The organism is Sphingobium sp. ZW T5_29, from assembly GCF_044987515.1.
In the GTDB taxonomy this organism is placed as follows: Bacteria; Pseudomonadota; Alphaproteobacteria; order Sphingomonadales; family Sphingomonadaceae; genus Sphingobium.
Window position 1 is genome coordinate 204,293 of the sequence record NZ_JBJDRM010000003.1, and the last position, 12,826, is coordinate 217,118.

General features: G+C 61.5%; 17 protein-coding genes. 12 read left to right on the forward strand and 5 right to left on the reverse strand.

The features are described from left to right. Nucleotides 1–249 precede the first annotated feature (249 nt). The 3 genes from pgmG to ACI3KQ_RS03545 are packed head-to-tail and all read right to left on the reverse strand — an operon-like array spanning nucleotide 250 to nucleotide 2,927. Nucleotides 250–1,650 carry a phosphoglucomutase/phosphomannomutase PgmG gene (gene pgmG, locus ACI3KQ_RS03535; protein WP_404954843.1) on the reverse strand — a complete coding sequence of 467 codons (1,401 nt, stop codon included), beginning with the start codon at nucleotides 1,648–1,650 and terminating at the stop codon, nucleotides 250–252. A 21-nt stretch (nucleotides 1,651–1,671) separates the two neighbouring features. Continuing rightward, nucleotides 1,672–2,121: a J domain-containing protein gene (locus ACI3KQ_RS03540; protein WP_404954845.1), complete on the reverse strand. Its 450-nt coding sequence runs from the start codon at nucleotides 2,119–2,121 to the stop codon at nucleotides 1,672–1,674. Continuing rightward, the gene (locus ACI3KQ_RS03545) at nucleotides 2,121–2,927 is read right to left on the reverse strand and encodes a division plane positioning ATPase MipZ (protein WP_404954847.1); all 807 of its coding nucleotides are present in this window, start codon (nucleotides 2,925–2,927) and stop codon (nucleotides 2,121–2,123) included. Before ACI3KQ_RS03545 ends, ACI3KQ_RS03540 begins: the two co-directional genes overlap by 1 nt. Nucleotides 2,928–3,037: 110 nt before the next feature. Here ACI3KQ_RS03545 and panC point away from each other — a divergent pair, with 110 nt between their 5' ends. Further along, entirely contained in the window at nucleotides 3,038–3,883 is an 846-nt protein-coding gene (gene panC, locus ACI3KQ_RS03550; RefSeq protein ID WP_404954849.1) for a pantoate--beta-alanine ligase, read from the forward strand. 6 nt (nucleotides 3,884–3,889) lie between these two features. Here the strand turns inward: panC and ACI3KQ_RS03555 are convergent, their stop codons facing one another. Continuing rightward, nucleotides 3,890–4,330, reverse strand: a complete 441-nt coding sequence (locus ACI3KQ_RS03555; protein WP_404954850.1) for a CopD family protein — start codon at nucleotides 4,328–4,330, stop codon at nucleotides 3,890–3,892. Beyond that, nucleotides 4,330–5,394 (reverse strand): uroporphyrinogen decarboxylase, encoded by a 1,065-nt coding sequence (gene hemE, locus ACI3KQ_RS03560; RefSeq protein WP_404954852.1) that lies wholly within the window; start codon nucleotides 5,392–5,394, stop codon nucleotides 4,330–4,332. Before hemE ends, ACI3KQ_RS03555 begins: the two co-directional genes overlap by 1 nt. Before the next feature lie 287 nt (nucleotides 5,395–5,681). Between hemE and ACI3KQ_RS03565 the strand changes: the two genes are divergently transcribed. From ACI3KQ_RS03565 to ACI3KQ_RS03615, 11 genes are all read left to right on the forward strand, one after another. Then, the gene (locus tag ACI3KQ_RS03565) at nucleotides 5,682–6,509 is read left to right on the forward strand and encodes a pyruvate, water dikinase regulatory protein (RefSeq protein WP_404954854.1); all 828 of its coding nucleotides are present in this window, start codon (nucleotides 5,682–5,684) and stop codon (nucleotides 6,507–6,509) included. Continuing rightward, complete coding sequence (locus ACI3KQ_RS03570; RefSeq protein ID WP_404954856.1) at nucleotides 6,506–7,099, forward strand: Maf family protein; 594 nt, start codon at nucleotides 6,506–6,508, stop codon at nucleotides 7,097–7,099. Before ACI3KQ_RS03565 ends, ACI3KQ_RS03570 begins: the two co-directional genes overlap by 4 nt. Continuing rightward, nucleotides 7,096–7,917, forward strand: a complete 822-nt coding sequence (gene aroE, locus ACI3KQ_RS03575) for a shikimate dehydrogenase (RefSeq protein WP_404954858.1) — start codon at nucleotides 7,096–7,098, stop codon at nucleotides 7,915–7,917. Before ACI3KQ_RS03570 ends, aroE begins: the two co-directional genes overlap by 4 nt. A gap of 3 nt (nucleotides 7,918–7,920) precedes the next feature. Beyond that, nucleotides 7,921–8,514, forward strand: coding sequence for a dephospho-CoA kinase (gene coaE / locus ACI3KQ_RS03580; RefSeq protein WP_404954860.1), 594 nt, complete (start codon nucleotides 7,921–7,923; stop codon nucleotides 8,512–8,514). A 34-nt stretch (nucleotides 8,515–8,548) separates the two neighbouring features. Then, on the forward strand, nucleotides 8,549–9,241 hold the full coding sequence (dnaQ, locus tag ACI3KQ_RS03585; protein WP_404954862.1) for a DNA polymerase III subunit epsilon: 693 nt from the start codon (nucleotides 8,549–8,551) through the stop codon (nucleotides 9,239–9,241). 83 nt (nucleotides 9,242–9,324) lie between these two features. Next, the gene (hpf, locus tag ACI3KQ_RS03590; protein WP_404954864.1) at nucleotides 9,325–9,918 is read left to right on the forward strand and encodes a ribosome hibernation-promoting factor, HPF/YfiA family; all 594 of its coding nucleotides are present in this window, start codon (nucleotides 9,325–9,327) and stop codon (nucleotides 9,916–9,918) included. Nucleotides 9,919–10,047: 129 nt separating this feature from the next. Next, nucleotides 10,048–10,515 carry a PTS sugar transporter subunit IIA gene (locus tag ACI3KQ_RS03595; protein ID WP_404954866.1) on the forward strand — a complete coding sequence of 156 codons (468 nt, stop codon included), beginning with the start codon at nucleotides 10,048–10,050 and terminating at the stop codon, nucleotides 10,513–10,515. Next, the gene (locus tag ACI3KQ_RS03600) at nucleotides 10,475–10,972 is read left to right on the forward strand and encodes a PaaI family thioesterase (RefSeq protein ID WP_404954868.1); all 498 of its coding nucleotides are present in this window, start codon (nucleotides 10,475–10,477) and stop codon (nucleotides 10,970–10,972) included. Before ACI3KQ_RS03595 ends, ACI3KQ_RS03600 begins: the two co-directional genes overlap by 41 nt. Continuing rightward, entirely contained in the window at nucleotides 10,962–11,300 is a 339-nt protein-coding gene (locus tag ACI3KQ_RS03605; protein ID WP_404954870.1) for a DUF1491 family protein, read from the forward strand. Before ACI3KQ_RS03600 ends, ACI3KQ_RS03605 begins: the two co-directional genes overlap by 11 nt. Nucleotides 11,301–11,476: 176 nt before the next feature. Continuing rightward, nucleotides 11,477–12,127 carry a cell wall hydrolase gene (locus ACI3KQ_RS03610; RefSeq protein ID WP_404954872.1) on the forward strand — a complete coding sequence of 217 codons (651 nt, stop codon included), beginning with the start codon at nucleotides 11,477–11,479 and terminating at the stop codon, nucleotides 12,125–12,127. A gap of 193 nt (nucleotides 12,128–12,320) precedes the next feature. Next, complete coding sequence (locus ACI3KQ_RS03615; protein ID WP_404954874.1) at nucleotides 12,321–12,824, forward strand: MmcB family DNA repair protein; 504 nt, start codon at nucleotides 12,321–12,323, stop codon at nucleotides 12,822–12,824. The last annotated feature ends 2 nt before the right edge of the window (nucleotides 12,825–12,826 follow it).

Sequence of the window (12,826 nt, forward strand, 5' to 3'; positions counted from 1 at the left end):
TCTCAGTTAATCGGACATGGTTAAAATCCCGTTCATGGTTCGACCAGCCGCCAAAAACAAAAAAAAGCCGCCCCGAAGGACGGCTTGGAAGTTTTAGGAGAGGATGCCTGAAAGGCCCGTTCCTTTTGCGTTGCAGCAAAGATTCTCGCAAATGCGAAAGCCGCGTCGCCGATTGCGTTCAGCGCAATCGCTCCCGCATCCTCTGCTTTCCGTAGGGTCAGACGGTTGTGAAAAAATGTAGGGCAGCGATTATTTGCCGGTTCGTGGCGGTTCAGTCGAGCCGATGGCGGGGAGAACCCCTGATTCCGCCAGCTGCGAATCGAGCTGATTCATCAGCCGGTCCAATCCAGCCTGATCATGGGATTCGACACGCGCTACCAGCTCCGCCTGGGTGTTGGACGCGCGTAGCAGCCACCATCCGTCCGGGGTTGTCACCCGCGCACCGTCCGTTTCATTGACCTCGGCCCCAGCCATGCGGAGACGGTCGAGTATCCGGGTGACGATGGCGAACTTGCGTGCTTCCTCAACCGGGAATCGCAGTTCGGGGGTGGTCAGGAGGACCGGCATGGCGTCGCGAAGCGCGGTCACGCTGCTATCCAGCGTTGCCAGCGCGCGGATCAGCCGCACCGCTGCATAAAGTCCGTCGTCAAACCCATAATAGTCGTCCGCGAAGAAGATATGGCCGGTCATCTCACCGCCCAGGGGACTGCCGATGTCCTTCATTTTGGATTTGATCAGGCTGTGCCCGGTTTTCCACATGAGCGGTCGACCGCCCAGTTGCGCCACCCGGTCGAACAGGGCCTGACTGGCTTTTACATCCGCGACGATGGTGGCGCCGGGCATTTTCCGCAGCACGACCTCAGCAAACAGGCCCAGCAACTGATCGCCCCAGATCGGACGCCCCATCCCGTCGATCACGCCGATCCTGTCGCCGTCTCCGTCAAAAGCTACTCCGAAATCGAGCTTGTTAGAGAGGACAAGGGCGCGAAGATGCTCCAGATTCTTTTCGATTGTAGGATCGGGATGATGATGGGGAAAATTACCGTCTACCTGGGTGAAGAGCGTATGATGCTCACCCGGAAGCAGTTTGACGAGCTTTTCCACGACCGGTCCCGCGACACCACTGCCTGCGTCCCAGCCGATGCGGCAGGCGGGACCATCGAACCGTTCGACCAGGCGCGCCACATAGCGGTCCATGATGTCGACGGTTTCGACCCGCCCGTCGCCGGTCGTCCAGTCACCCGCCGCCGCGATTTCGCCGAGCCGCGCAATGTCCGCGCCAAAAAAAGGCTGATGGCCAAGTACCAGCTTGAAGCCATTGTGATCGGGGGGATTATGGCTGCCAGTTACCTGAATGCCGCCATCCACATCCAGGACCGCTTCGGCATAATAGAGCATTGGCGTGGGGCCAAGGCCTATGCGCAGCACATCAACACCGCCATCGGCCAGGCCGCGCACCACCTCGGCCTCCAATAAGGGTGAACTCAGTCTGCCATCATGGCCAAGCGCGACCCGTGATCCGCCCTGTTTCCTGACGACCGCCGCAAAGCTGCGGCCCAGGGCATAGCCATCCGCGGCGCCCAGCGTGTCGCCGAAGATGCCACGCATGTCATATTCACGCAGCAGGGATGGATGGAAGCAATGCGTCATGCGTCCTCCTTTGTCCCCTGATCAGGGCTTTGGCGCCGCATCCCGTTCAGCAAGGCGCGCCAGCAGCAGATCGCGCGCTGCGTTGAGCTGGGCGGCGAGCGCTTCGGTGCCGCCGCGATCGGGGTGGACGGATGCGATCAGCCTGCGATGGGCCGCGCGAATCTCCGCCGCATCGGCATCGGGCGTGACCCCTAGCAGCGCGCGGGCCTTGGCCACGTCATCCTGATCGGGGGCTGGCGGGGATTTGACCCTGCGACGGTGTGCCTTGTCCTTTTGCCCTTCCATGAAGAAGAACAGCGCCGCACCCAGCAGCAGAGGTGCGCCCATCACCGGCTTTCCCTTGGCCGCCATCACCGCGCCGACCAACGCCGCGCCCAGCACCATCCCGTCCTTCATGCTCATGCGCTGCAACCGTCCCGTCCAGATGAGCCAGGCAGCCAACCCGACGAACAAAAAGGCGAACAGCCCCATCAGGCTGCGCCAAGCAGGTCGACGGACGCCGTTTCCTCCCGCGCGGGCAGGGACAGGCCGGACACCATTTCGCGCAATTCCTGCCGCGCGGCGATGTGGCTGACGCCCAGTTCGCCCAGATGTCCCTTGTCCAGCAAGGTCAGGCCAGAGGGGAAAAGTTCACGAAAGATCACGCGTTCGGACAGGCCGGGGATCACCCGGAAGCCAACGCGGCGCGACAATTCCATCAGCGCGTCGCCCACACGCTTTTTGTTGCGGGCGTCATGATGCTGCACACGATTGCGCAACACCACCCAATCTATCGATACGCCGTCAGCTTTCGCCCGCGTCTTGCGTGCTTCGAAGATCAGTTCGGAATAGAAGGACAGGCGGCGGACCTTGAAGGTTTCGGCATCCACCTGGCCGATGAGGTCGAAATCGACAAAGCTGTCGTTCATCGGCGTCACCAGCGTATGGGCGCGCGCCGCCATGTGCCGTGCGAACAGATCGTCGCGACCCGGCGTATCCACCACCAGGAAATCCTTGCCCTCCGCGATCGCTCCGGCCTCTTCCTCCAGCGCTTCGATGCTATCGCCTTTCAGCACGGCAAAGTCGGGGGCGGGCAGGTCTATCCCGCGTCGCCGTGCTGTTTCCGCCCGATTTTCCAGATAACGGGTGACGGTGCGCTGGCGCGGATCAAGGTCGATCATCCCGACCCGATGGCCAAGCGCGGTCAGCGCGATCGCCGTGTGCACCGCTGTAGTCGATTTGCCGGTTCCGCCCTTTTCATTGGCGAAAACGATGTGATGCGTTTGGGCGTTCGCCATCGGACCTAGTTAACCCCGTTTTGAATGTCGCATGATTCTTGACCGTCCTGCCCGGCCATGCCTAGCAAGGATAACCCCTTGGCTGATGCCTTATCGGAGCCCCTCGTCCCGTGCAAATCTTCCGTGATATTCCCGCCCTGCGATCCGCCGTCGAGATGTTGAAAAGCGACGGGCGCGTCGCCCTGGTTCCCACGATGGGTGCGCTGCACGACGGCCATATCGCCCTGGTCGAGGAGGCCCGCCGCCACGCGGACCATGTCGTCGTGTCGATCTTCGTCAATCCACGCCAGTTCGGGCCGAATGAGGATCTGGACGCCTATCCCCGCAGGGAAGCCAAGGATGCGCAGATGCTTCAGGCGGCCGGCGTGGCGATACTATGGGCTCCCACGGTCGAAGTCATGTATCCCGATGGACATGCCACCAACATCAGCCTGTCAGGGGTTACCGAAGGGTTGGATGGGGCAGCGCGCCCCGGCCATTTCGACGGGGTGGCGACCGTCGTCACCAAATTATTCAATCAGGTACAGCCCAATGTCGCCCTGTTTGGCGAGAAGGATTATCAGCAGCTCGCCGTCATCCGCCGCATGGTGCGCGATCTGGACCTGCCCGTCGAGATCGTCGGCGTGCCGACCCAACGGGCCGAGGACGGGCTGGCCCTGTCATCACGTAACGCCTATCTGAGCGAAGACGAACGGCATAATGCCCTGGCCCTCCCCCGCGCATTGGGGGAAGCCGCGCGGCAGATGGAAAAGGGCGCAGCGGTCGATGCGGCCATTGCCAGGGCAATCGCCATGCTGGCCGCGCATGGATTCGATCCCGTCGACTATGTGAGCCTGTGCGACGCGCAAACGCTGGAACCGATGGCAGTGCTGGATCGACCGGCCCGGCTGCTGGGCGCGGCCAGGCTGGGGCGCACGCGGCTGATCGACAATATCGCCGTCAACCCGGCGGCCTGATCAGATTCAGAACGGCTTGACGATCACCGCGACGACAATGACGGCTGCGGCGACGCCGGGTATCTCGTTCAAGAGACGCAACCGTTTTTCGGTGAGTGGCCGCAAGCCCTGGGACAGCTTTTTCGTGTAGCTGGCGATCCAGCCATGATAGGCCGACAGACCCAGGACAAAGAGCAGTTTCAGGTGGAACCAGCCCAAACTCCACGCGCCGATTTCGACCATCAACATCAGGCCAAAGACCCAGACCAGTATCAGCGAAGGGTTGAGGATGATCTTGAGCAGGCGCCGTTCCCGATCGATCCACTTGCGGTCCTCTTCCGATCCCACTGGGCATTGATGGTGATAGACGAAGAAACGCGGCATCATGAACAATCCCGCCATCAGGAAGATGACGAAGATCAGATGGGCGGCCTTCACCCACAGATAGGCAGCGCCAAGATAAGGCATCAGCCCCCTCCTCCTTGCCGGACATAGGCGATCAAGGCTTCGACATGCGCGATCGGCGTGTCGGGCAGGATGCCATGGCCCAGGTTGAAGATATGCGGGCGACCTGCGAATCCAGCCCGGATATTGTCCACCGCGTCTTCCACCGCACGTCCCCCAGCAATCAGTGCGAGCGGGTCGAGATTTCCCTGAACCGGCAGCCCGACAGGCAAAGTGCGGTTGGCCCAGTGGGGATCGACGGTTTCGTCAACGCCCACGGCATCGACGCCCGTGCCCGTCGCATAATCCGCCAGCTTCGCCCCCGCCCCCTTGGGAAAGCCGATTATCGGAATGTTCGGGTGCAGGCGTTTCAGTCTTTCGACGATGGCCCGGTTGGGTTGAATCACCCAGCGGTCGAACTGTAGCGGCGCAAGGCTGCCGGCCCAGCTGTCAAACAGCTGCACGGCTTCTACGCCCGCATCGATCTGCCCGGACACATAGGTCACGGTGGCATCGACGATAGCATCGATGATCGCGCCGAAGCGCGCGGGGTCCTGATAGGCAAGCCGCCGGGCTGCGCCCTGATCCTTGCTGCCCTGCCCTGCGACCATATAGGTGGCGATCGTCCAGGGGCTGCCTGCAAAGCCGAGGAAGGTCACATTGGGGTCGAGTGCCGCCTTCACCTGCCGCACCGTTTCATAGATTGCGTCAAAGCGGGTGAAATCGGGTTTCAGCGCGGCAAGGTCGGTTTGATCAAGGGTTGGCGCGAGCCGTGGCCCCTCCCCCGTTTCGAACCACAGATTTTGACCCATGGCGTAGGGAACGATCAATATATCGGAAAAGAGGATCGCGCCGTCGAAGCCGAACCGGCGCAACGGTTGCAACGTGACTTCCGCAGCCGCCGCACTGTCATAGACCAGTTCGAGGAACCCGCCCTTTTCCGCGCGCAGATTGCGATATTCAGGCAGATATCGCCCCGCCTGCCGCATGAGCCACATTGGCGGCACGGTGGGTCGATTACCTTTCAGAACGGAAAGCAGCGGCTTGGGTGAAGTACCGCTTATATGGCCCATATCTGGTCCCGACATATACTCTCTTAATTAGATTCTAAATAGGATGATGGAGATAGTAGGCCGCTTGGCAGTGGGGTTTATGCGCTGCGCCCGGATTTGCCAACAGCTTGACTCTTTAGTGGCGGTTCGACCCCGTCGATTCACGGTGGTTATTCCCATTATCCACAGCATGTGGATGAAAATGAGGGTTTGTTGAAGGGCTGTGGATAAAAACAGGCTGATCGGAGAGAGGGAAATCAGCTCGATTTTCTCCGCAACCTATCCCTTGCTTTATCCACAGGCTCCACACAGAGATATGCTCCATGTCGCGCATCCATCTTCATCTGCTGTCGGACTCCACCGGCGAAACGTTGGAAAATATTGCCAAGGCAGCAATCGGCGCGTTCGAAAATGTGGAGGCGGTGCGCCATTTCTGGCCGATGGTCCGTTCGGACGTCCATCTGGACCGGATCATGGAGGAAATCGCGGCCAATCCGGGCCTTGTACTTTTCACCCTGTCCAATCACCAGTTGCGGCGGCGGCTGGAGACGCGATGCCGCGCACTGGGACTACCCCACGTCGCCGCACTCGACAGTGTTACCGATGCCTTGTCCAACATATTGGGCCAGGAAACCCGCAATCGCCCCGGTCGCAAGCATATCCTGGACGAAGCCTATTTCGCGCGGATCGAGGCGATCCAGTTCACCATCGCGCATGATGATGGCGTGGGTCATGAAAATTGGGAAGAGGCCGATATCGTCCTGGCCGGTGTGTCGCGCGCGTCCAAGACGCCGACCTCCATCTATCTGGCCAACAGGGGATATAAAACCGCCAATATCCCGCTGGTGCTGCAATCGCCCCCGCCCCAAAGCCTCTATTCTCTGAAGCATCCGATGGTCGTCGGCCTGACCGTAAGCCCGGAACGGCTGGTGCAGATCCGCCGCAATCGCTTGCTTTCGCTCAACCAGGCGCCCGAAACCAGCTATGTGAATATTGAGAAGGTGCAGGATGAACTGGCCTTTGCCCGTCGCATGTTCGCCGACAATGGATGGCCGGTGATCGACATGACTCGCCGGTCGATCGAGGAAGCAGCCGCGGCGATCATCAACCTGTTCAATGACCGCGTATTGGCGGAAGGAAATGACATATGATCGTGCTGGCGTCGCAAAGTTCGAGCCGCCGGGCGCTTTTGCAGGCCGCGCAGGTGCCGTTCGAGGCGCTGTCCCCTGGCGTGGATGAAGATGCAGCGAAGGACGCCCTGCGCGCTGATGGGCTGGACGCGCGGGCGCTGGCCGATGCATTGGCCGAATTGAAGGCCCTGCGGGTTTCGCGGCGCGTGCCTGGCGCCCTGGTGCTGGGCTGCGATCAGACGCTGAGCCTGGCCGACGGGACTATGATCGACAAGGCAGTGGATCGGGCGGACGCCGAACGGATATTGAAGCTGCTGTCGGGAAAGGTGCATCACCTCCACAGCGCCGCCGTCATCGTGATGAACGGCGAGCCGATCTGGCGGCATATTGAACGGGTGCGCATGACCGTGCGGCCGCTGTCCGACGCCTTCATTACATCCTATCTGGACAGCGAATGGGACCAATGCCGCTGGTGTGTCGGTTGTTATCGGATCGAAGGGCCTGGCGCGCAGCTGTTCAGCCGGATTGAGGGCAGCCAATTTGCGATTCAGGGCCTGCCCCTGCTCCCCTTGCTTGACTTTCTGCGGATACGGGGCGTTCTGCCGTCATGACTGACACGCTTCCTTATGCCGAAGTGATCGGTGATCCGATCGCGCACAGCAAATCGCCCCTCATCCACAATTTCTGGCTCGAATGCCTGGGGATCGAGGCGGAATATCGCAAGACTCATGTGACGAGCGAAGGGTTGGCCGCCTATTTCCTGGCGCGAAGGGCAGACCCGGACTGGCTGGGGTGCAACGTCACCATTCCCCACAAGATTGCGGTCATGGATTTTACCGACGACCCAGGCGGGGTGCGCGAACGGATCGGCGCGATGAACACTATCGCCAGTGAAACCGGCGGGCCGTTGATCGGCACCAACACGGATGCAGGCGGTTTCCTCCAGCCGCTTTTGCGGGACAAATGGAAGGGTGAGAGCGCCGTGCTGGTTGGCGCTGGCGGTGCGGCCCGAGCGATCCTGTTTGCGCTGACGAGTCTGGGCGTTGCCGACATCACCATCATGGTGAGGGACGCTGCAAAGGGGCAGGCGCTGCTTGACCGGGCCGGGATCAAGGGCCGGGTCATTGGAATGACCGACGCGCTGCCGCCCGCCGACCTGCTGGTCAATAGCAGTTCGCTGGGCATGGTGGGCCAGCCGACGCTGGACCTTGACCTGAAACCCCTGGCGGACGGGGCAACCGTATATGACATAGTCTATGCGCCGTTGGAGACGGCTTTGCTGACCGGCGCGCGGGCGCGTGGCCTCAAAGTGCTGGATGGCCTGGAGATGTTGATCGGGCAGGCAGCGCTGGCATTCGACATATTCTTTGACGCGCAAGCGCCCCGCGAAAGGGATGAGGAACTGCGCGCCCTGCTCCTCGCCGCCTGAGCGATGAAGATCTACGGACTGACTGGGTCGATTGGCATGGGCAAGTCAGCCGTCGCGCGCATGTTGCGGCGGGAAGGCGTGCCGGTGTTCGACGCCGATGCCGAGGTGCATCGGTTGCAGGGACCTGGCGGCGACCTGATCCCGGCGATCGAAGCGCGCTTTCCCGGCACCACTGGCCCCGCGGGCGTTGACCGGGTCAAGCTGGGCGCGGCGGTGTTTGGGCATCCCCATGAGCTGAAGGCCCTGGAGGCGATCGTCCATCCCGTGGTGGCGCAAAGGCGTGTCGTTTTCCTGCGCCGTCATCGAGCGCGTGCTTTCGTCGTGCTCGACATACCGCTGTTGTTCGAAAAGCATCATGACAGGAAGGTGGCGGGCGTCATCGTGGTCACGGCCCCCGCCTGGAAACAACGCAAGCGCGTGCTGGCGCGGCCGGGCATGACGGTCGCGAAATTCCGCCGGATCCTGCACCTTCAGACGCCCGACGCCGAAAAGCGTCGCCGCGCCGACCATGTGATCAATAGCGGAACGACATTTGCGTCCACACGGGCGCAAGTGCGTCGCTTGGTCGCTTGCCTTGAGGCCAAGACAGGCCGATAAGAGGAATCCGGCCAGAATCGGTTAAAAGAGGCCAATGCGCGAAATTATTTTCGATACCGAAACGACCGGGCTTGATCCCGCTTCAGGTGACCGCCTGGTGGAAATCGGGTGCATCGAACTGTTCAACCGCGTGCCGACCGGGCGCACGTTCCACGCATATTATAATCCACAAAGGCCGATGCCGTCGGCGGCTGAGGCTGTGCACGGGCTTTCCGATGTCTTCCTGAAGGACAAGCCGCTTTTTTCGGCCGGGGCGGAGCAGTTGCTGACCTTTCTGGAGGACAGCCATCTGGTTGCCCACAATGCCCGGTTCGATTTCGGCTTCCTCAATCATGAGTTGAAACGGTGCGGTTTGCCCGAAATCGGCCTGCACCGGATGATCGACACCGTTGCCATTGCGCGCCAGCTGCATCCGGGCGCGAAGCACAGCCTTGACGCGCTGTGCAGCCGTTATGGCATCGACCGCAGCCACCGCATCAAGCATGGCGCGCTGCTCGACGCCGAATTGCTGGCTCAACTCTATATCGAACTGACGGGCGGCCGTCAGATTGGCCTGGGCTTGGCACAGCAGGAGGAGAATGACGCTATTCAGGTGGAACTTGCGACCCTTGTCGCGGTTCGCCCTGTTCGCCCCGCGCGCATATTTCAGGCGAGCGTGGCGGAACTGGAACGGCATGCAGCGTTCATCGCGACGCTCGCAAAGCCGCTCTGGCTGGAAGAAGCCTGAAGGCCGGGTCTTAAAACCCGCTCTCCTGGCTTCCGCCAACCGGGTTGCTGTCCGGCGGCCCGGCAAGAACAAGGAGATGATATATGGATATTCGTGTTTCCGGGCATCAGGTCGACACAGGCGACGCGCTGAAGCAGCATGTCTGGACCCGGCTCGAAACGATGGCCGAGAAATATTTCGCCCGCACGATTTCCGCTCAGGTCACATTCCGGCCTGCTCCCCATGGAGCCTTCCATTGCGACATCGTCTGCCATGTCATGACTGGCCTGATCCTGAAGGGTTCAGGAGAAGCGCAGGAAGCCCATCCCGCCTTTGACCAGGCCGCTGAGCGGATTGAAAGGCAACTTACCCGTTATTTGCGCCGACTGAAGGATCGGCACCAGCAGGCAGTCGCGGCCGAGGCCCAGCGCGCCAACGGATTTGAGCTCAACGGTCTGGATGGGGCCGGTTATACGATCTTTGCTGGGGCAGAGATCGAGGAAGAACCTGCCGAAGCACCCCTGATCGTGGCGGAAACGCGCGTGGACATCCCGGAAGCCAGCGTATCCGACGCGGTGATGATGCTGGACCTGCGCAATACGAATGCATTGTTGTTCCGCAACGCAGGAACGGCGGCCTATAATATGGTGTATCGTCGCCAGGATGGCACGATCGGATGGGTCGAACCGCAGGTCTGACCCAACAGGCCCTGCCCTGGGCCGCCGGTTGACCTTGGTCAGCGGGCGGCTTATGGGGCCGGGCTTCATATTCCCGAGTAACGCGCAATTTGATGAATCCGGGCGCGGCTCGGCTGTTCCGGGTTGGTCATGGTCCATTTCACCGATATCCTCGCGCCTGACGCGCTTGCCACGAGCCTGTCGGTCAATGGCAAAAGAGCGCTTTTCCAAAAGGTGGGGCAGCTTGCCGCGACGGCTTATGGACTGGATGCCTCGGCAGTGGCCGAAGCCCTGTTCGAACGGGAACGGTTGGGCTCCACCGGCTTTGGCGGCGGAGTCGCCATCCCCCATGCGAAAATCCCCGGCCTTGACCGGATGCGCGCCGTGGTTGCCCTGCTCGACCCGGTGATGCCGTTCGACGCCGTTGACGATGCGCCGGTCGATATCGTCTTTGCCCTTCTGTCCCCGGTCGACAGCGGTGCCGAGCATCTCAAGACGCTGGCCCGCGTGTCGCGTTATTTGAGGGAAGAAGGACATGTCGCCCGGTTACGCGGGGCCAACTCACCAGAAGCGTTGCATGCGCTGCTGGCCGGGGGCGAAGCGCGTGACGCGGCCTGACGGGGCGGCCATTCCCAGCGGCGAAGCGGCGCATTTCCGCGCTCTGGAACATCTGTACCAGTCGGCGCCGATCAACAAATTGTTCAGGTCAGAGCTGGTCATCACCGAAGCGGGCCATTCGGTGATCGAATTTGATGTCGATGAAAGCCAGTTCCATGCGGCCGGGGCAATCCATGGGACGGTCTATTTCAAGATGCTGGACGATGCGGCCTTTTATGCCGCCAACAGCCTGGTCAGTGATCGTTTCCTGCTGACCACCGCGTTCAATCTGCTGTTTACGCGCCCCATCGGGCCGGGCCGGATTCGCGCGGAAGGACGATGGATCAGCGGCAAGCGCCGAGTCTTTGTCGCTGAAGCGAGCCTGATCGACATGGAGGGGGAGGAAGTGGGACGCGGGACCGGCACATTCATGCGGTCGCAATTCCCGCTGTCATCATTGCCGGGCTATGCAGGCTGACCGGCTGACCAGCGCCATGCTGATCGGCGTGCTGGTTCGCCGTGCCGCAGCCGCTGGAGGATTTGCCACGATATTGGTGAAGGGGGACGAAATTAGCGGCGTCATCCTGGTCCAGGCTGTTGAAAAGGGACGGGAATCGGGTCTTTTCGAGCGTGTTCCCAACCTGGATGGGGGCTACCGCCTGGCGCGCTGCGGACCCGATCCGGCAGAGGGCGGTGAAGCGCTGTCGCAATATATTGCACGTCGCCGCCGATCAGACCCCGACCTGTGGATCATTGAACTCGATATCGCGGAAGCGGAACGGTTCGCCGCTGAAACGATCTGCTGATCGTTGACTCTTTTCGCGCGGGAAGGCACTGGCCCCGCACGCTGAACGCGCAGGTTGCCGTTTTCGCCCGTGGGGGGCGGGCACGGTAAACACGCAGACGGGGGGCGGCCTGACGTCGATGCGAGTAGGGGTTTACGCGACGTCCCTGGCCAAGAACCGCACGTTTTTGAGAAGTAATGAGTTACCGTTTGAAGGCCGCGATTGCCGCGGCATTTGCCTTGTCCGCCAGTGCGGCGGTCACCGCAGCCGATATGTCGAGCGCCAGTGAAGCAGCTCCTTCGGCCAAAATGATCCCAGCTATTTCAGAGCTGAATGCAGCTCCGTCGGTGGCCACGAAGCCCGCCGTCGTTTTCGCCGCGCCGCGCGAAGTCGCGCAGCCGCTGGCCCCCCTTTCCGACAGCGCCGATTTCAAGGCGGATAATCTGGCCGCAATGGTCAACGCCCAGGGTGAAGCAGAATCGCTGGAAGGCGACATGAAGTGCCTTGCCGGAGCGGTTTATTTCGAATCGAAGGGCGAAAGCCTGGAAGGCCAGCTGGCCGTGGCGCGTGTCATCATCAATCGCGCCAAGTCGGGTCGTTTCGCCAGCAGCCTGTGCGGCGTCGTTTATCAGCCCGGCCAGTTCAGCTTTGTGCGCGGTCGCGGCATGCCGGCCATCCCGACGGCAAGCCAGAGCTGGCGCCGGGCGGTGGCCATCGCCCAGATCGCGATGGAAGACGCCTGGGACAGCCAGGCAGAAGGCGCTCTCTTTTTCCACGCCCGCCGTGTTTCGCCCGGCTGGGGCAAGGCCAAGCTGGCTGCGATCGACAATCATATTTTCTATCGCTGATCCAGCCGGGGCAGCAGAGATGAAGCAGGCCGGTTCGGGACATGCCGAATCGGCCTTTTCTTTTGTTCCTTCCCTGTTCTGGAGCAAGCCGCGCGACATGTGAATCGCGCAGCTTGCTCATATCTTTGTTGTCGCATCGCTTTTCGCGGAAAACCGGTTCCCACTTTTCCGCGCGATGCCCTAATATACCGCGATGACCGCACTGGCATCTACCTCACCCGATGGCTGCTCGCCCTTGACCGACGGCACTGCGATTGCGGTCGCGCGTGGCACTTTGCGCCTGTTTGTTCGGCATGACATGAGCGGGATATTGGAAGTGCCGCTTCCCAACGGCAGGCGAGCGGACATCATGGCGCTCGACAGTGCCGGGCGGATCACCATCGTCGAAATAAAATGCAGCCGCGCAGACCTGTTGGCTGACATGAAGTGGCCCGAATATTTCGACTTTTGCGATCGGTTCTTCTGGGCCGTTCCAGCGGGTTTCGATCTGTCGCCCTTCGACAGCGATGCGCTGTGGCCGGATCGCACCGGGTTGATCGTTGCCGATCAATATGATGCCGAACTGCTCCGCCCGGCGCCGATCGAGCCGCTGGCGGCTGCGCGGCGCAAGGCGGAAACGTTACGCTTTGCCCGCCGTGCGGCGCGAAGGCTGACCGCCATCGCCGACCCGGACCATGCTACTGAACTTCGCTGGTGAAG

Bases quoted from the DNA above. Each gene is read 5' to 3' on its own strand.
- pgmG (WP_404954843.1), bottom strand. From the start codon at position 1,650: ATGACGCATTGCTTCCATCCATCCCTGCTGCGTGAATATGACATGCGT.
- ACI3KQ_RS03540 (WP_404954845.1), bottom strand. From the start codon at position 2,121: ATGGGGCTGTTCGCCTTTTTGTTCGTCGGGTTGGCTGCCTGGCTCATC.
- ACI3KQ_RS03545 (WP_404954847.1), bottom strand. From the start codon at position 2,927: ATGGCGAACGCCCAAACGCATCACATCGTTTTCGCCAATGAAAAGGGC.
- ACI3KQ_RS03555 (WP_404954850.1), bottom strand. From the start codon at position 4,330: ATGCCTTATCTTGGCGCTGCCTATCTGTGGGTGAAGGCCGCCCATCTG.
- hemE (WP_404954852.1), bottom strand. From the start codon at position 5,394: ATGTCGGGACCAGATATGGGCCATATAAGCGGTACTTCACCCAAGCCG.
- ACI3KQ_RS03565 (WP_404954854.1), top strand. From the start codon at position 5,682: ATGTCGCGCATCCATCTTCATCTGCTGTCGGACTCCACCGGCGAAACG.
- ACI3KQ_RS03570 (WP_404954856.1), top strand. From the start codon at position 6,506: ATGATCGTGCTGGCGTCGCAAAGTTCGAGCCGCCGGGCGCTTTTGCAG.
- aroE (WP_404954858.1), top strand. From the start codon at position 7,096: ATGACTGACACGCTTCCTTATGCCGAAGTGATCGGTGATCCGATCGCG.
- coaE (WP_404954860.1), top strand. From the start codon at position 7,921: ATGAAGATCTACGGACTGACTGGGTCGATTGGCATGGGCAAGTCAGCC.
- dnaQ (WP_404954862.1), top strand. From the start codon at position 8,549: ATGCGCGAAATTATTTTCGATACCGAAACGACCGGGCTTGATCCCGCT.
- hpf (WP_404954864.1), top strand. From the start codon at position 9,325: ATGGATATTCGTGTTTCCGGGCATCAGGTCGACACAGGCGACGCGCTG.
- ACI3KQ_RS03595 (WP_404954866.1), top strand. From the start codon at position 10,048: ATGGTCCATTTCACCGATATCCTCGCGCCTGACGCGCTTGCCACGAGC.
- ACI3KQ_RS03600 (WP_404954868.1), top strand. From the start codon at position 10,475: ATGCGCTGCTGGCCGGGGGCGAAGCGCGTGACGCGGCCTGACGGGGCG.
- ACI3KQ_RS03605 (WP_404954870.1), top strand. From the start codon at position 10,962: ATGCAGGCTGACCGGCTGACCAGCGCCATGCTGATCGGCGTGCTGGTT.
- ACI3KQ_RS03610 (WP_404954872.1), top strand. From the start codon at position 11,477: ATGAGTTACCGTTTGAAGGCCGCGATTGCCGCGGCATTTGCCTTGTCC.
- ACI3KQ_RS03615 (WP_404954874.1), top strand. From the start codon at position 12,321: ATGACCGCACTGGCATCTACCTCACCCGATGGCTGCTCGCCCTTGACC.